Below are 20,723 nucleotides of genomic sequence, written 5' to 3'. Positions count from 1 at the left end.
GAGGCCGTGCCCGCGGAAAGCGAAGTAATTAGTCGGAGCATTGCCAATATACATCAAACATTTCAAAATAACTACTTGGCTTAACGCAGTCATTGCACTGATTTTATACTTTCTTAACTTACAAAAAGGTACCCAGTAAAAGGATACCTTCAAGCTAAAGTCCGTGATGGGGATTATGCTTTTGTCTAGAATGATTGGCGTTTTTAACTTTCTTTGAACCATCTAACGGTTCGCCATAGGGTTGTTTTGGACTTTGCGGCAAATTTGGATGTTCCTGTTGCTTTGGTCCTTTTGGTTTACCCGCCATGTCAGCTTCCTCCTTTCAACTTCCATTTAGTTTTTGAGGGAGCATATCCATTTATACATGGGCATGGTAATTCAAAAAGGACCCGGAAAAGCGCATACTGCTTTTCTGGGTCCTCTGTCATATAGATTATTTCGTAAAAGCGTCTGTAAGTGCTGTGACAATTTGTTTCTTACGTGATACAACACCTTTTAGAAGCGCACGACTATTATCGTCAAGTTTGACATCAAATGCTGCTTCTACTTTTTCTTTTCCACTTCCAAGTGCTAATACCTCGGAATCATTATTTAATATATCTGTTACTACAAACAAGAAAAGATCAAGGTCTTTCTCATTCACTATTTTTGCAATTTCCTGATCGATTTCATGCTGCAATTCGTATATTTTTGCAGTATCCACTGCATTTACCTGTGCGATTTCTACCTTTGCATCAGCCATGGAGAATTCTTTTGCATCCATGGTAAGCAACTCGTAAACAGATTTATCACTTAAATCAGCACCAGCCTGTAACATTTCCATTCCATACGTTTCTAGATTTACTCCAGCAATTTTTGCTAATTCATATGCAGCATCCACGTCTTCTTTTGTACAAGTTGGAGATTTTAATAGCAACGAGTCTGATACGATTGCAGATAGTAATAGACCAGCAATTTCTTTGGAAACAGGGATATTGTTTTCCTTGTACATTTTGTTCAGAATCGTAGCTGTACAACCTACCGGCTCAGCACGAAAATATAAGGGCTCACTTGTTTCAAAATTAGAAATACGATGATGATCAATTACTTCGGCAATACGGACATCTTTTATATTTTCTACACTTTGTTGAAATTCATTATGATCAACAAGAATAACCGATTTCACATCATCTTCCACTTTTTCAATTAGTTTCGGAGCTTCCACATTAAAGTAGTCCAACGCAAATTGTGTTTCTTTACTAACAGACCCTAATCTTGCTGGTTCTGCACGTATACCAAGTTTATTTTTCAAGTCAGCATAGGCTAAAGCTGAACAAATTGTATCTGTGTCTGGATTCTTATGTCCAAAAATTAACGTCTTATCCATGAATCATTCTCCTTCTATTAAGCTTCTACCATTATTAGCTTACCAAAATTAATTAAAATTGAATAGCGTTTATTCTTCCGTTTCCGTTACCCCCCATAATTTTTTTGATCTACTGTAATTATTCCAAACAATATCTAAATCATGAAAATATCGATGTAATTGACGAACCGTATTCATATTTTTTTCTTGTTCTAATTGATTCGTCAGTTTTTTGATCGCATCTAAATCTCTTATTAACGACTCATTAGCAATTTCGCCTAATTGGTTATTTATGGTTTCTCGAATCGTTTGGGCCTGTGTTACCTGTTCATCCCAATCAATATCATTAATAGCACCATACCCAGTCGTATCATTATAAAAATCATGTGCCTGAGCGATAAAATCCCCTATATCCGCTTTATTTTGTGATACTGATTCATTTTCTTGTTCAGCAATCTTTTTGGTTTGCTCTTTCTTTTCATTATTTTTCGCATCAACTATTTCTGTAGAACCACTAGCTCTTTCATCTTGAAATACGGCTTTTAAATCAATGTCAAATAGCGCAAAGAAAAATACCGTAGATCCAATAAATGATACGAATAGTACGATGAAAAATGTCCAGCCAAACCAACCCCATGTACGTTTTGAATTCGTTTTTTTCACTATAAAAACTCCTTCAAGAAAATTTTTCTCCTGTTTTTACTGTTATTGTGCGTTATACCATTCTAAAACCCTTTTCCTAATTTCAGCATTACGAACCTCTTTTGCAACTGTTTCTGTTACCTCAATTACTTTTACATATGGATTTATAGGACTATCTTTATCCTGGAGTTTAACAACGCAATACCCCTTGATGGGAGCTGGCCTCATTTCTAAAATTGCCTCATTATTAAATATGTGATAAATCTTCTCTTCATCTGCTGGCCGTAAGTTCCATTCCTCCTGCATATCAGTTTGTTCTCGTTCAGTAGTTTGACTATAGCCAGACTCATCGTCGGTCATTCGCTTCCCCTTTTCTCTAGTTTGTTTTCGATCATTATAGATATGATTATTAATAGAGACGAGCAAGCGAATCACTTCAGATACGCCAATTAGTAGTACCCCACCTAAAAACCACCGACCAGCAATCGTAAAAAAGGACTGCCACATAAACCTGTTTTCCTGCTCTCCCATTTCATATAGAGAACTTTCATTAAACGTGACATAATAAGCGAACATTGGTCCAATAAGCATTAATCCAATACCTAAAATTAAAATAGCAATTCCTAGAATATTTCGTTGCAACTTGTATCCCCCCCTGTTTATTAATTCTTTATTCGTATGGTAAACCCTTCAAATATTTTACTTTTTCCATGATTATTTTTATCATAATAAATAGAGGAATCAAGAATGGAGGAATCGGAAATGACAAATCAATTTTCATTAACACGTGGGAGTTTATTAACTTTTGTGAAACAGCTAGATAAGGAAATAATGGATATCCAACCGAAGGGATTTAATAATACGATACGTTGGCATATCGGGCATATCCTTGTAACTGCTGAGAGCCTATTATTTGGATATCCTAAACAGTCAACGAATATTCCTGTATCATATCAAGGGTTATTTGCTACGGGAACAAAACCATCTGAATGGTCAGAGAATGTTCCAAAATTAGCTACGCTTATCGTTGATTTAGAGAATCAAGCTCCACGAATTGAAGCACTTACAGATGAGTTCTTTGCTACAGACTTACCGTACACATTACCGTTTGGTAATTTCAAAACATATGGTGACGTTTTTGCAATGATTCTTTCTCATGAAGCAGAGCACTTGGGACAAATAAAAGCAATGAAGAAGATAGTTGAAAATAGATAGATGAGTAATCGAATAATTATTATCGGTGGGGGAATTGTAGGTGCTTCAACCGCATATTACCTCGCAAGAAATAAATACCATGTTACGATCATCGATCGCTTTGATGATGGTCAAGCAACTGATGCTGCAGCTGGTATCGTATGCCCATGGCTCTCCCAACGACGAAATAAAGCTTGGTATCAACTCGTAAAAGCAGGAGCACGAAGCTATCCTAACCTTATTCATTCCTTATATCAAGATGGCGAAGAGGATGTAGGATACGAACAGGTTGGAGCTATTCATTTGCATGATGATGATAAAAAGTTAATTGCTATGAAAGAACGCGCCGAAAAACGGAAGCTTGCTGCTCCAGAAATAGGAGAAATAAAGCTATTAGATCAGCAAGCCACAACAGAATTGTTCCCATTATTAAACGGTAACTATAAATCGGTCTACGTAAGTGGTGCCGCTCGAGTTGATGGAAGAAAACTACGAGATGCACTTTTGCGTGCAGCGGAAAAACACGGAGCAATATTGATAAAGGGAAACGCAGCGTTAACGTACAAAGACAATACAATTAATGGTGTACATGTAAACAGCCAAACAATCCCTGCAGATACCGTTATTGCTGCTACTGGAGCTTGGATGACGGAACTCTTAAGTCCGTTGGGTATTCATTTTCAAGTGGACGAGCAACGTGCACAAATTCTCCATGTTCAGCTACCGACAGGAGATGCATCTAATTGGCCCGTCGTAAAACCACCTAATAACCAATATATGTTGACTTTCCCTGATAATCGAATTGTATTAGGTGCAACCCATGAAGATAATGTAGGGTTTGATCACCGAGTAACAGCAGGTGGAATGCATGAAATCCTTACGAAGGCAATGGAAGTCGCTCCTGGATTAGAAGCAACTACTATTCTTGAAGCTCGCGTTGGTTTCCGACCAGTCACACCAGGATTTCTACCAGTTATTGGACCACTCCCTGGCTTTCATGGATTATTACTTGCGAATGGACTTGGATCAACTGGCTTAACGATGGGACCATTCATCGGTTTACAGCTATCCAAGCTTGTAATGAAAGAAGAAGTTGATATCCATCTATGTGATTATCCTGTAGAAAAAGCGATCACTAAAAACTAAACGTAAGTACCTCTATTCGAACATCCTAGCACTACTCACACATAGTCTGGGACATAACAAAACACTTAACGTTAAAGATAAACACAACCTAACAAACAAAGAAAGAAATTTTTTCAAAGCATGCTCCTATGCTAAATATTAGTGGAAAAAGCTTTTACAGTGCTAGGGGAAAAACGTACTAAATGGAGTTTATTATAATCTATAGAAAAGCTGAGCTGGCTCAAATAACTCGGCTTTTTCTTGATTCTAAAGTACACTTCTCCAGGTTTACTCTTTTCCAGAACCCCTAAGTAATAATGGATTGCTGCAGGGGCAGATTTTCTGTAGCTTGACTGGAGAATAGCAAAATTACTTCGTTGGGCATCCTTAAATCCTCCTACATTCAGATGAAGATTTAAAATTAAAAATTCGGTAGTTTGTTAGCTATTTTTTTTATTTCTTTACTCACTCATCTTTATCCCCTGTCTCAACTGGTAGAGGAAACACAAAAAGACCAATTAGATATCATAATTCTGTATTTTATTTCCTTTTATTACAATGAAAGGGTTATAGAGATAATAAAGTTGTTTAATTTTTATCTTAAATAGTTAGAGCCTTACTACAATTTGTGTGTAGTAAGGCTCTTTAATGAGAAAAATTACTTGACAGCTTAAGAAGATTGTAGAACTATTACAATCTGACAATACATCATGTTCTTCCTACTATTTTACAATCATTACAGGACAATTCACTCGTTTTGCCACCTTGTGACTCACGCTACCTAAGATAAACGTTTGTAAATTATTTAATCCACGGCTTCCGATGACAACACAATCAAATGCATTGTCATTGGCATAAGATACAATCGTTGGACCAGGTTCTCCATGTAAAATCGCTATGTCATATTCTATTTCTGCGGCTATTAATAAATTTTCAACAACCTTCAACTTTTCTTTACGTTTTTTCTCAATTTCTAATTTGTCTGTTGCATGTAATACATCTGCTTTTGCTGTTTGACCATCTATCACATAAACAACTTCTACTAAACTAGAAAATTTTTCTGCAAGTTCAATCGCTTGTTTTGCGGATCGAACAGAATGCTCAGAACCATCAGCAGCTAATAATATTTTTTGGAACAAACGGCTCACCTCTTAGAAATTCATTAAAATACAACCTTGTGCTTTCGATTAAAAACATGGATGCCTTTGGTAAAACAAATATTAATGTCCAGAAGCTTTGGAAAGGCCACTGATCTGCTGTTTAAGCCTCCGACTATCTTCATTTAAACCTGTATAGTGAACGGGAACTTGTTTTTGCTCAAACTTCATTTCGATCTTATCCAATGCTCCTATAGCAGAGTCATCCCATAGATGGGCTTCTGATAAATCAATTTCCACTTCACTCACACGTTCTGTGAAATCAAATTTATTCGGTAACTCACTGACTGATGCAAAGAACAGTTGACCCTCCATTCGGTAAATGCGCTTTTGCCCTTGATGAACAAGCTCACTAGTAACCTTTATCCTAGAAATTTTTGCAGCAAAGAAAATGGCACTTAATAACACACCAGCTAATACACCTTTTGACAAGTCATGCGTATACACCACAACACCTACTGTTGTTAGCATCACAGCTGCATCCGTTCTTGGCAGTTTATTTAAATTTTTAATCGATGACCAATCAAATGTACCAATCGACACCATAATCATAACACCTACAAGAGCTGCCATCGGTATTTGTACAACTAATCCACCTAATACAATAATGAGAAACATAAGGAATATACCTGCTACTAGTGTAGATAATCTTCCTCTGCCTCCTGATTTTACATTAATCACCGATTGGCCAATCATGGCACAACCAGCCATACCTCCAAAAAAGCCAGCTACTATATTTGCAATCCCCTGTCCACGACTTTCTCTATTTTTATTACTCTCCATGTCTGTCATATCATCTACAATATTAGATGTTAATAGCGATTCTAATAACCCTACGATTGCAAGTGCTAAGGAATAAGGAAATATAATCGTTAACGTCTCCCATGTAAATGGAATAGACGGAATTAAAAACATGGGCAGCTGTTGTGTTAAAGCTCCCATATCACCTACGGTTCCTACGTGAATATCTCCTAAAATGACAATTGCTGTTACGACAATAATTGCTACAAGCGCTGAGGGTACTGCGGTTGTAATACGTGGGAGAATATATATAATTGCTAAGGTCAACCCAACTAAACCGTACATGATCCAACCTTCCCCTTTAAAATGAGGAAGCTGAGCAGTAAAAATTAAAATAGCTAACGCGTTAACAAATCCAACCATCACCGAACGTGGTACAAATTTCATCACTCTTGCTAGCTTAAAGATACCAAAGATTATTTGAATAATACCTGTAAGAATTGTTGCTGCTAATAAATATTGCAACCCGTGGTCCGCAACTAGATTAACCATAAGTAACGCCATTGCTCCAGTTGCCGCAGAAATCATTCCCGGACGACCTCCGACAAAAGCAATTACAACTGCGATGCAAAACGATGCATACAAGCCAATCATCGGATCCACACCAGCAATTATTGAGAAGGCAATCGCCTCAGGGATTAGCGCTAGAGCAACTACAATTCCAGCTAGAATATCACCCTTGACGTTACCAAACCATTCATGTTTCCATTGTGCAGTTTTCAAATGTTCAACCTCTTTCTATTGTTTAGATTATTTAAGCCCTCCAGAGACTTAGCCGTAGATAACCTATGCATCATACCATAAATAAAAAAAGAGGAAAAACCTAAAGAAAGCGTGTACATCACAAGAAAACTTCTATTTACTATTATTTTCTACCATTTTCATAACAAGTTATTAGAATGAGAGCTTTTTACTCAAAAATATTTTCCATTTACCTATGGATTATATTTACATACATTACCCTGTTTGGTACGCTTAGTTAGATATAAGGAGGAAGTACAATGAAGGGAAGAATGATTGTCTTTTTATTAATTATTATAACGTTAATTGCACTTGTCTTGTGCTGGTATTGGTTACAGGATGTTATTGTGGATTACGATTTAGAACGAGCCATGCAACTAAAATGGACTAGTGAGACCCTTTCTCTTTAGTCCACTTTTTTGTGACCTTATATTGACTTCTATTTACGCTTACAAAGATAATGCGTATTTTTCTAGCTGATAGCCGCTCTATAATCTTAGTAATCTCTGCTTCTTTTGAAGTCAGTCTGCTCCATTTCATAGATGCTGCTCCACCGTATGTATTGCTATTGCCGACAAAGCCGGATACAAACTTTCAGTAAACCTAGAGGACGCTGCGTGCTTACTAAAATAGGAAAGAACTGCTAAGGAAACTTGATTGGTTAATATATTTGGTATTAAGCATGTTTTACCTATACTAAGATAGTGACCTTGTCTATATGGAAGTAGAAATCCTATAACCATATCCCCTTGATTTATCCTAGTTTTTCGCTGACGCAATATAACTGAATTCACCTTTCCTTCGACTATATCGATAAATGTATAATTTTCACCAATAGAATAGTCACTTCCCACCACGTAAATTCCTGGTTTAAGATGGTTCCATTGATATAATAGCTTCTGAATGGCTATAGACTTATCTATCCATTTTTCCCTATTATACTGAAGAAATTGCTGATAAATAGTCTTGCTAGTATGTTTTTCATGAAAACAAAAAATAGTCCAGCATAACCACGAATCATAAAGTCTATTCATCCATTCATCAGAAACGTTCAGCTCCACCCTCATATTCTCCATGATGTTTGTAAGGACAGAGTGGAACTCTTCGATAGCATAGATCATTATCTCGTCGACCATACTGTGAATCTCTCCCATTATCGGATCATCCATCAGTATGTTTGGAGCAATATCACGTTTATCCATTTTATCTCCCCCATGCTAAGTTTCTTACATTCTAGCATGGTAAAATCAGACGTCTAGTTTTTAAAAGCGTATTTTATAACAGTGGACTTAGATGAGTATCGATTTTTTCTGTCAACAAAATTACAAATTGTACTCAAAATCATTAACAATATAAAACTTTGTTATATGCCTATACCAATGATGTCTTGGAAGACAACCTCTCATTACAATAATCTTACCATCCCTAAAAACGAACATTTTCTAGTCACTCCTATGCGTTAAATCCGGCTTGTTCTGATTTCATGGAGAGTCTTGTAGTTCTCTAAAATTGGCAAAAGACGCCCGATATTTAGCTTCACTTAGGGTGATCTAATAACGAGCGTCATTCACAACTATGATTTCGAGCAGCTTGTCAGTTAAGCACGTGTCTTAGGGAGATGCTTGTTCTGATTATTATGTTCTAAACGAGTAATCTCCTCTCTTAGCCTTCCGTAGATATATTGGAATATTGGACTTTGAATAAATGTAAAGATAAAGGTAAATAAAAACACTGGGCCTCCTAATATCAGGCCAATTATGAGAACAAGGCACTCTGTTATGATTCGCACCTTGCCTACAGATGCGTCAAGCTTATCAGATATGGAAAGCATAAATCCATCACGAGGTCCAGAACCAACACCTGCCGCATTGTATACTCCTCCACCGATTCCCATAATAACGATACCAACTATAATAATAAGATAATCGATCCATGTATACGTTGCAACGGGTAAAAAGTCAAGATAGAGATAGATGTCTACAAATACACCTACCAGTACCCCATTTAGAAAAGTTCCTAGTTTTATATAGCTTTTATCCAAAAACCAGGATATGATAATTAAGAGCGCAGAGATGATAATCGTCCATGACCCAATCGAAAGACCTACTTTTTCATATAATGCAACATTTAAGACATCCCATGGATGAATTCCTAAATGCTGAACATTAATCGATATACTTATTCCTAAACTAAAAAGGGCTAACCCTACAAAAAACATACCCCAGCGGATGGCAACTATCATTTTATCCCTTCTCTCTTTCATCATATATATTTATCTCGCCAGGTGACGTAGGTTCTATTTATACGAATGGCGTCCAGACCCATTTGATTTTTTTAATACAATCATTGCTAAAATAATTGCACTAAAACCAGCGATAAGTTTCCCTACAATCATAGGAAATACAATTTCCTTATTAATTCCTGCTACAAATCCTAAGTGACCACCCAAAACAAACGCACCACTTACGGCAAAGGCAACATTGATGACTTTCCCTCTGGCATCCATATGTTTTAACAGCGTTAACATCGGAATACTATGGGCAAGTGATGCTACTAGACCTGCTGTAGACGTATCACTAATACCAAGCTTCGAACCCAACGTATATAATGGTTTCTTAAATACCTTGGATATAAAATGGACCATGGGGAAAGCCCCTGCTAAAAATATTGCAATCTGGCCAACAATTTGAATCCCCTCTTCTAACGGTGTTAGATAAGGAATGACGATAAAACCAGTTAATGTCTCAATAATAATCGCGGTAAGCCCAATAATAGCTATAATTTCAACACATTTACCGAATATAGAGAAACCAATAATCATTTGTCCCGGCTTCTTCCACAGCCCCATGGAAATGAGAGCAGAAAAAAGCAATGTCGGTATAAGATTAATAATAATTAGCTGGATGCTAAAACCAGCGAGTATTCCGCCTACTAAACAGCCGATTGGAATTGTAATCAAACCTAACAGGATACCCTTTGCAAAATATGTATGATCCTCTTTTCTAATAATCCCCAATGCTACGGGAATTGTAAATACAATGGTTGGGCCCATCATCGTCCCTAAAAATACCCAAGCAAATAATCCTGCCTCCTTATTTTGCGCCATTTCCTGTGCTAGCGCATACCCCCCCATATCAATGGCTAATATAGTATTTGCAAACACTGCTGGATCAGCTCCGATAAAGCCGTATATCGGAGCAATAATTGGTGTTAATATCCTAGCTAATACTGGAGCTAAGGAAATAATTCCGACCATGGCTAGCATAAGCGATCCCATGGTCATAAACCCTTCTGTAAAATGTTGACCAAATCCAAGCCTATTACCAAAACATTTATCAATGGCACCCAAACAAAGAAAACAGACAACAATAATTATAATGACATCATTAATTCCCATTATAGTTCTCCATTCTTTCTATATCTGTTCTAACAGGTGAACTTTCATATACTAATAGGAATAAACTACCGCAAACCCTTGTACCAAGTCAATGCTTTTTGTTCTATTTCCTTAACAATTGCGTCTTTATTTTGAATATACATAGCTATATCAATGGAGATCGTTTTGCCAGCCTCTCTTTTACATTCCCATACCGTTTTGCTTCATATGGAAGGATTTGTAATAAATCCTAAAAGCAAAACTGCTATTTCATACATAGGAACATAATCTCTACGCTGTTCTCCACTTTTTTGAAAATACCTTTCCTAAAATACCGTTTTCACCACATGATTTATACCATGCTTACGCATTGCTTGATTATAGAAATCTAACTTTGTGATTGATTTTACTATAGGCATTATATCCATGATAGGTTTTGCATTTCCCCCTTTAACTGCCATACTTGATATGATAAATAGCAATTAACTCCCCATTAAGAATTTTCTTTAGTTTCTCAACTTCCTTGATAAACATATTTCCCCACTCCTCCCCTTAAAGTATTACAATTACTTCTCGCATGACGGTTTCCACAGCTTACTTTTTCGCTTTAAATTCCTCTACAATAAAATTTTTACTCGCTTCATCAATGCTATAGTAGATCACTTGACTCGAAGATTCTCCTGCTCGTTCACTAATAATAGCTCCGTCTTTTACAAACTACAATTTAGAATCAATCAGACTTGTATGTTCCCTCGGACTTACAACACGAATGGACATATCAGGTTTACCAAGTTCATTAATATTAGCTGTTAGCTGTTTTTTTCTAAGATAAATCATTATTATATTATCGACGACAGATTGATCTGCTATATTTGTAATTATCACCGTTTCATCATGATCCGTTAACCATATTTCTCTTGAGGTCTGACTATTTGTAAATAACGCAGTTATATACCCAGTTGCAAACAACATAATACTTAAGATCGCCATTACTAAAACGCTACGAAGCTTCACCTCTCATCCTCCATTCATAATGGTACCTATTCTATAACTGAAAGTGACTGAGACAAAAGTATACGTTAAAGCTAAAAGCCGAACGACCTTTCGAAATGTACGTGGCATTCGAATTCGTTCGACTTTCTGGTTTAAAATAGCTGTTACTGTTTTACTAAAACGCCACTCAACAATTACGTTTTTTCTTAAGAAAGCTCTATGGTTTATATGTTTCAAAATAAGCGTCTAATATTCCTTGACCAATCCTATGATTAATTGGATACCGCCCCTTTATTTTTCCTGTATGTGGAACAATGATCGCAAAAGCCATTTCCGGATCATCATATGGTGCGTAACCAACTAATGAAAGGTTCTCCGTATCAGCTAGCTTCTTTCCATCTATATAATATGCATTTTCAGCAGTTCCTGTCTTTCCTGCCGCATTATATTTACTATACTCGTTATTACCAAAATATTTTACACCTGTTCCGCCAGCTGCGTGAAAAACTCGATGGAACCCCTCCTGAATCCGAGTAATATATGATTGATCCATATCTACTCGGTTTAAAATCTTTGTATCAATATTTCGATAAACGGAACCTAATTCCTCAGACGAGTTACTTGGATTTCTAATTTCCTTTACAAAATGCGGGCGAATGCGGTAGCCATCATTGGCAATTGTTGACACATATTGAGCCATTTGTAGCGCAGTATATGTATCATACTGACCGATGGCAAGGTTCATAAACAAGCCACCCATCGTTGAATTTTCACCCGTTAATCCTGTCGATTCATATGGATAATCAATGCCTGTACTCGCACCTAGACCAAATTGCTGAAAATAATTTCTCATTTCTTCCCAAGCATCCGGATTAAACGTAATTTTGGCCTCATCTGGTAATGGATTCCGTTGTTCTCCCCCCATCTTTAAAGCGATATAAAACATATACACATTTGAAGACAGTCTTAATGCATCATAATCGTTCACAGCACCTAAATTCCTATAGGAACCCCTTCTTTTAGGATCGCCTTTAATCTTCAGTTTGCGATCATAAAATGATTGTCCCGGGGAAATAACCCCCGATTCATACCCAGCTAAAACCGTAGCTCCCTTAACTGCAGAACCTGGCAAGTGGGAATCGTACAATGCTCTATACGACTCATTTACATATTCATTTTTTTCCTTATCCCGACTCGCAGCACTAACAGCTAATAACTCACCTGTCTTCGGATTCATCACAACTGCAATTGCATCTGTTAAGTATGGATGCTGATAAGGATTCGCTTGAATAATATTTTTTAATTCATCCTTCACAACTTTATCAACCTTCTTCTGAAACTCCATATCTATGGTTAAGACGAGATCCTTCCCTGCCTCACCTTCAACAACCGTTTCAGAACCTACAATCGTACCGTCCTTTTTAGTTGTGTATTGAATCTGCTCTTTCCTACCTCGTAATACATTTTCATAGTATTCTTCCAAACCACTTATCCCAACACGATCATTCCGACTGTATCCTCTAGTTAGAAAATATTCCTCCTTTTCTGCTGGAATTCCATTCTTTTGCGTTGTAATATTTCCGATTAAATTTTGAAATGTGTCACCAAATGGGTACTCCCTTTCCCAATCAGCTGTTGCATTAATGCCTGGAAGTTCGCTAAGATGTTCAGAAACCATTGCATATTCCTCTGACGTTACCCCCTCATTTTTAACAATTTGGGGCGTTAAAGCATATGCCTTATCCAACTCCCGCTTAATGGCTATGATCTTCTGCTCATTCTTCGTGAAATCACTTATTTTATCTTTCGGGATTCTCTCTAAAATAAGATTATATTCCTCTGTATCATCTAATTCCTTTTTCTCTTCTGTGCTTAGCAGCTTAACAGCTTCTTTTTTATTCTCTAAATACCAATATTCCTTTTTATTCCGCTCCGAAATTCCTTTGCTATCAAAAGAAATTAATTTCGCTAATTTCTTAGCAACCGTTAATCGATTCTTCGCTTGCACTCTCTTAGCGGGTGTATATGTAATAGCGTACAAAGGTTTATTCGTGACTACTAATCGATGATTACTATCATAAACTTCCCCCCGCGGCACTGGTACCTTAGTTGTGTCTCTAATGGTTCGATCGATTTCTTCTTGAAATGACTCTCCTTTCAGAATTTGAACTACACCCAGCTGCAACACCAATGCAGAAAACATAATAAACATGACAAAAAATAAAATGTTTAATCGAAAAGGAAGTCTCTCCCTTTTCAACTTCCTTCGCTTGTTCTTTTTCCCCATCTAATCTTCCCCTTTGTTACAAGTGCTATGTAATCTAACACCTCTTATCCCCTCTAATAATAAGAATATTAAGACTTTTTAACCAAAAAATATAAATACAGGAACTTAAGACCACCATCCAATCCAACTTAATACTCAATTGATGCTTTTTACTTAATAAGTAACAATATATTTGAGTTAATCATATCATTTACTTATCCTGCAATTCAACCAATTATTTCCTTTTATAGAAGCAATAATTAAACACTCTATACCTTGAGTAATTAAGGATTTATCAATGTCTATAGTATACTATGTATATGATCAGATTCTTTTCCAGTATTACTTTAAAGTCCTCTGCCCCTTCCCCATGATAAGGTATTCCTTTTTATTATCTATCATAGCTGCAAACTTTTTAGAAGCTCTCTGTGAATTTACTGTTTGAATGCAACTATCGATCCATCATCACAGGTATAAGAGGGAGTTCTTGAACCTACTACATGCTATGGAAAATGAATTCTCTCAAAGGAAAATGCCTAAGTAGAAGCTTATTTTTCATCGATGTCATTATTGAGATGCTCACCTATTAACTCTCTGTCATTTTTAATAGACAAATCATCGTGCTTATAATTTTGTATGTATTCGATTAAAAATGTTTTATCTTCAGGATAGGATAAAGCTAAATTTGTTAGTTCATCTGGTGATTTCCAATCTATACGATAAATTAATTTATCAGGATCATTAATGGTTTCCTCTCCACCAACCACCTTAACTGCAAAATAAATAATTTCCCCATATGGTCTTTCTTTTTTCCATATAGATTGTCTTATCTCTACGTTTAAGCCTGTTTCTTCTTTTATTTCCCTAACACAACATTCCTCAAAGGTTTCACCTGCTTCTAAACCGCCAGAAGGAACAGACCAACGTTTTGGTTCTTCTGGGGTTCCCTGTAATACCATTAGAACCTTTCTGTCATAAACACATACTCCCGCAGCACCAAGCCATTTTTTCATCTATAAGCACCTTTCTATTTTTATTTTAAAAATTCTTAATTTATTAGTTTTTTATCAGACTATAGCACATATATCTATTAATCTCACAAGAAATATATAAAGTGAAGCTTCAATTAGTGGGGGTATAAATTTTTGCTAATAATAACTTATATTCCCAAGACAAATTAGGCTCCTCCTCCACTATTCTTGTTCGACTACATGCTCTTAATGGAAACTGATAGGACAGATCTACCGATTGTATGAAAAAGTTATGTATGATAAATGTTAAGCTTGTTCCAAGTAGATTTCCACTTCTTTTTCCTTATTCTCTCCTCATAAATTGCTTCACGTTCTCTTGTTTCTGTGAAATAAGGCGTTGGCTTCAGCTGTAAATTGATGACATCGGCTATACAACAAGGTGCAGTAACAATTACCTTACCTTCTTTATCTAGCTTTACCCCAAGTGCAGTTGCTGTTTCTGGGAATTTAGATATCGCATCAACTGATGAAGTGTATGGTGGAATATTATTAACAATATGCATTCTTGCTTCATTTTTAACAGACCAGGGAACATTGGGCATTTTATTTTTTAATTTAGCTTCTAAAATTTTTTCCTCCTGTTCATCTATCGTTTCTATATCAAAATAGATTACATCCACATCTGGTATAGTAGTTCGTTTAGTAAAGCCGTGCAATGTATCCCAAATTTTCGCACGAATAAATCCGGCACATATCCACCAATCAGGCAGGTTCAATGTATTGGCAGCTTGCAAAATTTCCATCATCTCATCATCAGCTTGAATTAACTTTCTGACATCTTCTTTATTCTTTAACAAGAATATTCCCCCTATCCAGAACATACATTCTTATTATAGCATAATAAAAGCTTTAGTGAATATTTGTTCCGTCTATTGACTTTTAGTGAAAAGGAAACAAATTAATTATTGGTAAAGCATCTAAGTCTAGACACTGACTATCTTCAATAAGTTGGTGTGAACCTAAAATGATGGGGGGTTTGTTTATTCCCACTAATTGTAAGTACCAGAAACGTATGACCTAAAGGCCTTTGAACCAATTGGATATTTACTGGCAGAGCACCCCCACTTACCAATATTGGCTTCACTTTATTGCTTGAAGTGGGGGTTTAATTGCCAGTTATATGTGGAATCTAAACTAATTATCGTTCGTTTCTTGATTGTTTTTTGACGACTTTTGTCTCAACCTCTTATAAATTAACATGAATTTTAATAAGAAATCCCAATTATTATTAATGAATGAATAACTACCTATTCATCTCTGTTTCTATTTCACTGGTATCCAAATTTCTGAATACAAATCTGGGCTCGAAGGATCCTCTTCTGAATAAACCTCTAACTCCGGTATACCAGCATGTTTATAACCACTCGAAGGAAACCATTCAGAGAAAATCTGTTTCCATACTTTTGGCATGGCATCGGGCATCGGGCCATGCACCTCAAAAACAGCCCATTTTGATTCAGGAATAGTCAAAGCCACTAGCCCATCAGGTACGTCCCCCTCATAGGTTGTACCTATCCAATAATCAATTACTTCCGAGCTTTTGTCGACACAAACCCCCAACACCCCTTCGATCAAACCATCGTTTAATCGGAATAATAAATCATCCGTTCCATCCCCATTTACTTTATCCCACATTTTTGGAATATCAATTTGATTCTGCTGATTGATACACGAAAATTCTCGTTTAATCCCTACAATCTGAAATGCTTCCCGTTCAACAATTTTGTATTGCATTGGTTCTGCTCCCTTCACACTAACCTGAATCACCAGGCGGTTATAAGATTTAAGCCTTCCTGCATATTTTCGCGCTTCACTCGGTGTTATACCATGCTGTCTGCGAAATGCTTTGGAAAAAGCTTCTGGAGTGTCGTAGCCATACTTGTAGGCAATATCAATAATTTTCGTATTTTCACGATTAAGCTCATGAGCAGCCAATGTTAAGCGTCTACGTCTGAGATATTCACCAACAGATATATCGGTCAATATCGAAAAGGTACGCTGAAAGTGAAATGCTGAAAAATTCGCCTGCTTTGCGATGCTATCTATCGATATTTCATCCAATAAATGCTCCTCCATATAATTGATGGCCTTCTGTAATGATTCGACCCACGTCATATCGCCCACTCCCTAATCAGATCTTAACAAGTATTTCACCATGTATCCTGTCACTTTGTGCTCTAGGCTGACAGTATGTTTGCTTACAATGCTAGGTTAATAATAAGTATTTCATAATATTTATACATATTACTTCATGTAGCACACAAAAAAAGGTGCTTATTGTATGGAGAAATAAGCACCCTGTAACAAATAACACAAGCTCGACTATTTCCTTAATTTAAAAACAATAAAGTCAGGACACCTAAAATCTTCTGCAAATGAAGGGTATTTTTTTAGCATGTCTTTTGATGGCTGTGGTTCGATAATGCTCTCCAAAACAAACCCTGTATGTATTAATGTATTTATATAGGTTGTTAACGTTCGATGGAAAAGCAGCATGTTTTCTTTATCACCTAAGGGCTGTTCATAGACTCCTTCATAAAAATACTTGTCCACATTCCAATGCAGCTTTTCTCCGTTTTCTGTTCTTTCCCAACCACTTTCTGGAGTAACAAAACATGGATGCAATATAGAAAAGATAAAGATACCTTTATCTGCTAACAGCCGATACATCGTTCGAAATGCTTTTTCATGATCCGCAAGATCTTGGATGACCATATTGGACACGATGAAGTCGAAACTTTTATCCTCTAGTTGATGTAAATCCTCACAATTTCCATGACTATAATGAACGTTCAATTCTTTTGGCGTTCTTTCCTTAGCGATTTCTATCATGGTCGGAGAATAATCCACCGCTGTTACAGCGGCACCACGCTTAGATAAAATTCTGCTCAAATATCCTTCTCCACATCCAGCATCAAGCACTTTTTTATTCTTCACATTCCCCATAAGTGAGAATAAAGCTGGGTTTAAAAAGATTTCTTTATGAAGATCACCTTGTTCCGTATGGTTTTCTGAATAATTTTCAGCGAAGTTATCCCATCTTTTGATTGCCTCTTCGGTCCCCATTGATTGGCTCATGTAAGCTCCCCTTTTTTTTAAGATTATCTATTGTTCACGTTTTGAAAATTCAACTACAAACTTATAACAACTTAGGGCGATTCGTGAAGTCGCTACGTTTCTGGGCGTTGGAGCTGAACGTGGCTCAACACGCCCATCTTTATCCATATGGGCAAATTTTATAATTTCCTTTAATTTCCTAGACTATAGGAAAGGTGCAGTCAGTATATGATACATGAGCTGCACCTATTTTGAAATTAGCTATTTTGCGTTTTTATAATAAACGAGATTATCCGTCCACTCTCCAAATTCAAATATAAATCCTTTACGTGTACATTCGAACTCCATTCCTACACTCTCTGCTAAATTAATCGAGGGAATATTATCCACATTTATATGGGCCTCAATCCGATGGAAATGAAGATGACTAAAGGCGATATTCAATCCTTCTTTTACTGCCTCCTTGCCATAGCCATATCTCCAAAATTGATTATGCAAACGATAACCAATCATCCCCCATTGAAATTCCCCCCTCATTATTGTACTAAATTCCACTTTACCAATATGTTGACCATCCATTTTTCGAAAAATCCCAAATACATACGCCCTATCATCAGCTGCTAATTCCCGATGTTTTTTTACAACATTTTGAAATGCATCCTCCGTCCACTCGCTTATATCTAGGTGGTCATCATCATATTTGTACTGGGGAGGATAATTATTATTAAACCCTTCCAGCCACCGTTTATAATCCTGTTCATCTAACAATCTAATTATTAATCTTTCTGTTTCTGAAACAAAATCATGGTTTATGTTCTCCGACTTCAATACAATATCTCCTCTGCATCGTTTTTCTTCTAAATACAAATGCTTCCTTTTTAATACCATTTAGCTTATTGATCATAGTAATCATTCCTTTCTTTACACTTATGCAGTTATACCATTATTCAAATAATTTTCTTATTTATTCGTAATTTAATATATATCTTTTGCATCTGCTGGTAATTCTTTAATATGTTTTAGAAATTTGGTTATGTTGTTATCGTCCGTCTTTGGATAGATGAACCCAAAGTATGTAGCTACATCTAACGATAATTCCCTGAATAATTCACAAGCAGTAAACATGGAATGCCACATCTGTTGATAGTCCGAATTAGAATATGTAGCTTCATACATCTTCCAATAGGTTGAAGGGAGATAGTACTTGAAATATTTTCCTAGTTTCCCTGTCGACACTCCAAAATCATGTTCCATACCAATCCACCAATTAATCATTTTATCCAAACAATCTCTTGTGGTATATTCAAACATTAATTTTGCATAAGACAGTTCATCACGCCATATTCCTTTGGCAACATTTTGCAAGCACCACCAAAAATTATTTGTACAGCTTTCAAACTGGCCATGTGTAGGTTTCTTTACATGATAGTCGATATCAGATGGCGAGGGAATCGATGGCAGAATATTATCCTTATCCAACACTGGATGAGTAAGCTTATCATTCGTATAAGTATGATTCATCACATCAACTGTTTGAAGGCGTAGGTCACATCTGTAAATAGCATTAGATAGGCATAAGTATCGTCAAAATTCTTATCCTGACCAATCCCTTTGTCAAGTTTATCAGGTTCTTGAATCATTAATAGATTACCTAATTTGGAGATCCAATTGTCATCATTGATGAATGAGGATGTTTCTCTCACAACAAAAACGATATCGTAATCTTGGAAAATATCCTTTGGAACATTTGGATTCGTTCTCGAGCCATTCATATAAACAGCCCTAATACGCTCATCATTCTTAGCAATCCTTATAATCAAATTCATTATCTCCTGCTCGCTTCTCATTTCATTCATCCATCTCTAATCTTGAATATATCATTTTACTTATCTAACTTGTATTCAACCATTATATCTTATAATGTGCTGAATTTTTCACCTTTCTAATTAAAACTACTTATCTACTTGTATCCAAACACGTAAGAATGCCTGCTACACTCCTAACGGAAACATATAAGAAATCAATGTCAACAAAAATATTGATAAAGTTGTGATCCAAGTTTAGCATTTCGGGTGGCCAATGAAATCGACCGCTCGTTTCCGAAATCTATAATCGGTAAAGCAAAAAGCTGATGACGATCAATATGCTCTGCACTTATTTCGGGAACAATCGTTATCCCCATTCCAGCTATTACAGCTCCGTAAATAAAATCACCAAAAGCCACCTCGCTAATAATAGTAGGTTTTTGCCCTATCAATTCCATGTGCTCCATAATACGACTCCTTGTATCACAAGGAGATTGATGAACAATAAGCTGCTCCTCGCATAACTCAGCAAGTTTGACCGCTTTTCTAGAACGATACGGATGATCTAATGGAAACACCGCATAATAAGGTTCCTTAAATAATTCGCAACTCCACAGGGATTCCCTTGTACTTACTGTATCCATAAAGATTGCATCAAGTCTCCCTTCCTCTAATGATTGTACAAGCTCATTTGAAGTATTTTGAATCATTAGCGTTGCTGGTTGGGCTAAAGACTGAAGCTTCTTAATCATTGGTGGCAAATAATAGGTTGCTAGACTAGGCAGGCTTCCTATCGCTATAGGTGAAGTTCGTGAAAACTGCCGTAAATCTTGACGGATCGCGTTTAGCTCAGTAATAACAGGTAAAATTCGAGAGCGAAAACGTTCTCCAGCTTCTGTAAGCTCAATACCCGTAGAGGTCCTGTAAAACAACGCAACATCTAGTTCATTTTCTAAATTTCGTATATGTTTGCTCAATGCCGGTTGAGATATATTATTTTCCTTAGCTGCTTTAGACAAGCTTTTTTGCTTTGCAGCTTCTATAAAGCTTTGCATCCACACTGTATTCATTTCTTTTACCCCACATCTGTTATAACTATTTGTTATACCCTTCTAAGATATTGATTATTCTATTGAGGCTATCGATATGATATTATTTCAAATGTCAATCGCTCCATCATTATAACATAT

21 protein-coding genes and 1 pseudogene are annotated in these 20,723 nt (G+C 36.4%); 3 read left to right on the top strand and 19 right to left on the bottom strand.

Features of this window, described 5'->3' with window-relative positions:
* Positions 1-154: 154 nt before the first annotated feature.
* The 4 genes from RVS70_RS11520 to RVS70_RS11505 form a co-directional block, all read right to left on the bottom strand.
* On the bottom strand, positions 155-307 hold the full coding sequence (locus RVS70_RS11520; RefSeq protein ID WP_026682946.1) for a small acid-soluble spore protein P: 153 nt from the start codon (positions 305-307) through the stop codon (positions 155-157).
* Positions 308-433: 126 nt separating this feature from the next.
* The gene (locus RVS70_RS11515; protein ID WP_026682945.1) at positions 434-1,366 is read right to left on the bottom strand and encodes a manganese-dependent inorganic pyrophosphatase; all 933 of its coding nucleotides are present in this window, start codon (positions 1,364-1,366) and stop codon (positions 434-436) included.
* Positions 1,367-1,435: 69 nt separating this feature from the next.
* Positions 1,436-2,008 carry a hypothetical protein gene (locus RVS70_RS11510; protein ID WP_121604777.1) on the bottom strand — a complete coding sequence of 191 codons (573 nt, stop codon included), beginning with the start codon at positions 2,006-2,008 and terminating at the stop codon, positions 1,436-1,438.
* 42 nt (positions 2,009-2,050) lie between these two features.
* The gene (locus RVS70_RS11505) at positions 2,051-2,629 is read right to left on the bottom strand and encodes a hypothetical protein (RefSeq protein WP_121604776.1); all 579 of its coding nucleotides are present in this window, start codon (positions 2,627-2,629) and stop codon (positions 2,051-2,053) included.
* A 120-nt stretch (positions 2,630-2,749) separates the two neighbouring features.
* Here RVS70_RS11505 and RVS70_RS11500 point away from each other — a divergent pair, with 120 nt between their 5' ends.
* Together RVS70_RS11500 and RVS70_RS11495 are read left to right on the top strand one after the other, a co-directional pair.
* Positions 2,750-3,202: a DinB family protein gene (locus RVS70_RS11500; RefSeq protein WP_240455727.1), complete on the top strand. Its 453-nt coding sequence runs from the start codon at positions 2,750-2,752 to the stop codon at positions 3,200-3,202.
* Positions 3,203-4,327, top strand: a complete 1,125-nt coding sequence (locus RVS70_RS11495; protein ID WP_321133366.1) for an FAD-dependent oxidoreductase — start codon at positions 3,203-3,205, stop codon at positions 4,325-4,327.
* Between the two features lie 701 nt (positions 4,328-5,028).
* On the opposite strand, the gene RVS70_RS11490 is transcribed toward RVS70_RS11495, so the two are convergent.
* Positions 5,029-5,445 (bottom strand): universal stress protein, encoded by a 417-nt coding sequence (locus tag RVS70_RS11490; protein WP_121604773.1) that lies wholly within the window; start codon positions 5,443-5,445, stop codon positions 5,029-5,031.
* An 81-nt stretch (positions 5,446-5,526) separates the two neighbouring features.
* A complete protein-coding gene (locus RVS70_RS11485; protein ID WP_205388361.1) occupies positions 5,527-6,987 on the bottom strand; it encodes a SulP family inorganic anion transporter in 1,461 nt (486 codons plus the stop codon).
* Between the two features lie 278 nt (positions 6,988-7,265).
* Here RVS70_RS11485 and RVS70_RS11480 point away from each other — a divergent pair, with 278 nt between their 5' ends.
* On the top strand, positions 7,266-7,415 hold the full coding sequence (locus RVS70_RS11480; RefSeq protein WP_161629298.1) for a hypothetical protein: 150 nt from the start codon (positions 7,266-7,268) through the stop codon (positions 7,413-7,415).
* 126 nt (positions 7,416-7,541) lie between these two features.
* Here RVS70_RS11480 and RVS70_RS11475 read toward each other — a convergent pair whose 3' ends face one another.
* From RVS70_RS11475 to RVS70_RS11420, 13 genes and pseudogenes are all read right to left on the bottom strand, one after another.
* Complete coding sequence (locus RVS70_RS11475) at positions 7,542-8,207, bottom strand: hypothetical protein (RefSeq protein ID WP_166530357.1); 666 nt, start codon at positions 8,205-8,207, stop codon at positions 7,542-7,544.
* A gap of 395 nt (positions 8,208-8,602) precedes the next feature.
* Positions 8,603-9,247 (bottom strand): YczE/YyaS/YitT family protein, encoded by a 645-nt coding sequence (locus tag RVS70_RS11470; protein WP_034679802.1) that lies wholly within the window; start codon positions 9,245-9,247, stop codon positions 8,603-8,605.
* 54 nt (positions 9,248-9,301) lie between these two features.
* Positions 9,302-10,402, bottom strand: a complete 1,101-nt coding sequence (eutH, locus tag RVS70_RS11465; protein WP_121604770.1) for an ethanolamine utilization protein EutH — start codon at positions 10,400-10,402, stop codon at positions 9,302-9,304.
* A gap of 305 nt (positions 10,403-10,707) precedes the next feature.
* Positions 10,708-10,800 carry a hypothetical protein gene (locus RVS70_RS23385; RefSeq protein ID WP_240455726.1) on the bottom strand — a complete coding sequence of 31 codons (93 nt, stop codon included), beginning with the start codon at positions 10,798-10,800 and terminating at the stop codon, positions 10,708-10,710.
* A 298-nt stretch (positions 10,801-11,098) separates the two neighbouring features.
* Positions 11,099-11,395 carry a hypothetical protein gene (locus tag RVS70_RS11460; RefSeq protein WP_026682935.1) on the bottom strand — a complete coding sequence of 99 codons (297 nt, stop codon included), beginning with the start codon at positions 11,393-11,395 and terminating at the stop codon, positions 11,099-11,101.
* A 196-nt stretch (positions 11,396-11,591) separates the two neighbouring features.
* Positions 11,592-13,661, bottom strand: a complete 2,070-nt coding sequence (locus tag RVS70_RS11455; RefSeq protein ID WP_321133360.1) for a penicillin-binding protein 2 — start codon at positions 13,659-13,661, stop codon at positions 11,592-11,594.
* A 527-nt stretch (positions 13,662-14,188) separates the two neighbouring features.
* Positions 14,189-14,653 carry an NUDIX hydrolase gene (locus tag RVS70_RS11450; RefSeq protein WP_080668773.1) on the bottom strand — a complete coding sequence of 155 codons (465 nt, stop codon included), beginning with the start codon at positions 14,651-14,653 and terminating at the stop codon, positions 14,189-14,191.
* Between the two features lie 248 nt (positions 14,654-14,901).
* Positions 14,902-15,492, bottom strand: a complete 591-nt coding sequence (locus RVS70_RS11445; protein WP_321133356.1) for a nucleotidyltransferase family protein — start codon at positions 15,490-15,492, stop codon at positions 14,902-14,904.
* 442 nt (positions 15,493-15,934) lie between these two features.
* Positions 15,935-16,786 carry an AraC family transcriptional regulator gene (locus RVS70_RS11440; protein WP_026682932.1) on the bottom strand — a complete coding sequence of 284 codons (852 nt, stop codon included), beginning with the start codon at positions 16,784-16,786 and terminating at the stop codon, positions 15,935-15,937.
* Between the two features lie 207 nt (positions 16,787-16,993).
* Positions 16,994-17,749 carry a class I SAM-dependent methyltransferase gene (locus tag RVS70_RS11435; RefSeq protein ID WP_026682931.1) on the bottom strand — a complete coding sequence of 252 codons (756 nt, stop codon included), beginning with the start codon at positions 17,747-17,749 and terminating at the stop codon, positions 16,994-16,996.
* 240 nt (positions 17,750-17,989) lie between these two features.
* Entirely contained in the window at positions 17,990-18,556 is a 567-nt protein-coding gene (locus tag RVS70_RS11430) for a GNAT family N-acetyltransferase (RefSeq protein WP_026682930.1), read from the bottom strand.
* 147 nt (positions 18,557-18,703) lie between these two features.
* A pseudogene (locus tag RVS70_RS11425) lies at positions 18,704-19,554 on the bottom strand (aminoglycoside 6-adenylyltransferase).
* A gap of 200 nt (positions 19,555-19,754) precedes the next feature.
* A complete protein-coding gene (locus RVS70_RS11420; RefSeq protein WP_026682929.1) occupies positions 19,755-20,603 on the bottom strand; it encodes a LysR family transcriptional regulator in 849 nt (282 codons plus the stop codon).
* Between the last annotated feature and the right edge of the window lie 120 nt (positions 20,604-20,723).

It is taken from the genome of Virgibacillus sp. M23, assembly GCF_034190895.1.
GTDB lineage: Bacteria > Bacillota > Bacilli > Bacillales > Amphibacillaceae > Virgibacillus > Virgibacillus salarius.
The sequence above is the reverse complement of the archived record's forward strand: the minus strand, read 5'-3'. Positions and strand labels throughout refer to the sequence as shown.

Excerpts from the sequence above, each read along its gene's own strand:
- RVS70_RS11470 (WP_034679802.1), bottom strand. The coding sequence starts at position 9,247 with ATGATAGTTGCCATCCGCTGGGGTATGTTTTTTGTAGGGTTAGCCCTT.
- RVS70_RS11420 (WP_026682929.1), bottom strand. The coding sequence starts at position 20,603 with ATGAATACAGTGTGGATGCAAAGCTTTATAGAAGCTGCAAAGCAAAAA.
- RVS70_RS11445 (WP_321133356.1), bottom strand. The coding sequence starts at position 15,492 with ATGTTCTGGATAGGGGGAATATTCTTGTTAAAGAATAAAGAAGATGTC.
- RVS70_RS11435 (WP_026682931.1), bottom strand. The coding sequence starts at position 17,749 with ATGAGCCAATCAATGGGGACCGAAGAGGCAATCAAAAGATGGGATAAC.
- RVS70_RS23385 (WP_240455726.1), bottom strand. The coding sequence starts at position 10,800 with ATGCCTATAGTAAAATCAATCACAAAGTTAGATTTCTATAATCAAGCA.
- RVS70_RS11515 (WP_026682945.1), bottom strand. The coding sequence starts at position 1,366 with ATGGATAAGACGTTAATTTTTGGACATAAGAATCCAGACACAGATACA.
- RVS70_RS11450 (WP_080668773.1), bottom strand. The coding sequence starts at position 14,653 with ATGAAAAAATGGCTTGGTGCTGCGGGAGTATGTGTTTATGACAGAAAG.
- eutH (WP_121604770.1), bottom strand. The coding sequence starts at position 10,402 with ATGGGAATTAATGATGTCATTATAATTATTGTTGTCTGTTTTCTTTGT.
- RVS70_RS11520 (WP_026682946.1), bottom strand. The coding sequence starts at position 307 with ATGGCGGGTAAACCAAAAGGACCAAAGCAACAGGAACATCCAAATTTG.
- RVS70_RS11440 (WP_026682932.1), bottom strand. The coding sequence starts at position 16,786 with ATGACGTGGGTCGAATCATTACAGAAGGCCATCAATTATATGGAGGAG.
- RVS70_RS11495 (WP_321133366.1), top strand. The coding sequence starts at position 3,203 with ATGAGTAATCGAATAATTATTATCGGTGGGGGAATTGTAGGTGCTTCA.
- RVS70_RS11500 (WP_240455727.1), top strand. The coding sequence starts at position 2,750 with ATGACAAATCAATTTTCATTAACACGTGGGAGTTTATTAACTTTTGTG.
- RVS70_RS11455 (WP_321133360.1), bottom strand. The coding sequence starts at position 13,661 with ATGGGGAAAAAGAACAAGCGAAGGAAGTTGAAAAGGGAGAGACTTCCT.
- RVS70_RS11475 (WP_166530357.1), bottom strand. The coding sequence starts at position 8,207 with ATGGATAAACGTGATATTGCTCCAAACATACTGATGGATGATCCGATA.
- RVS70_RS11480 (WP_161629298.1), top strand. The coding sequence starts at position 7,266 with ATGAAGGGAAGAATGATTGTCTTTTTATTAATTATTATAACGTTAATT.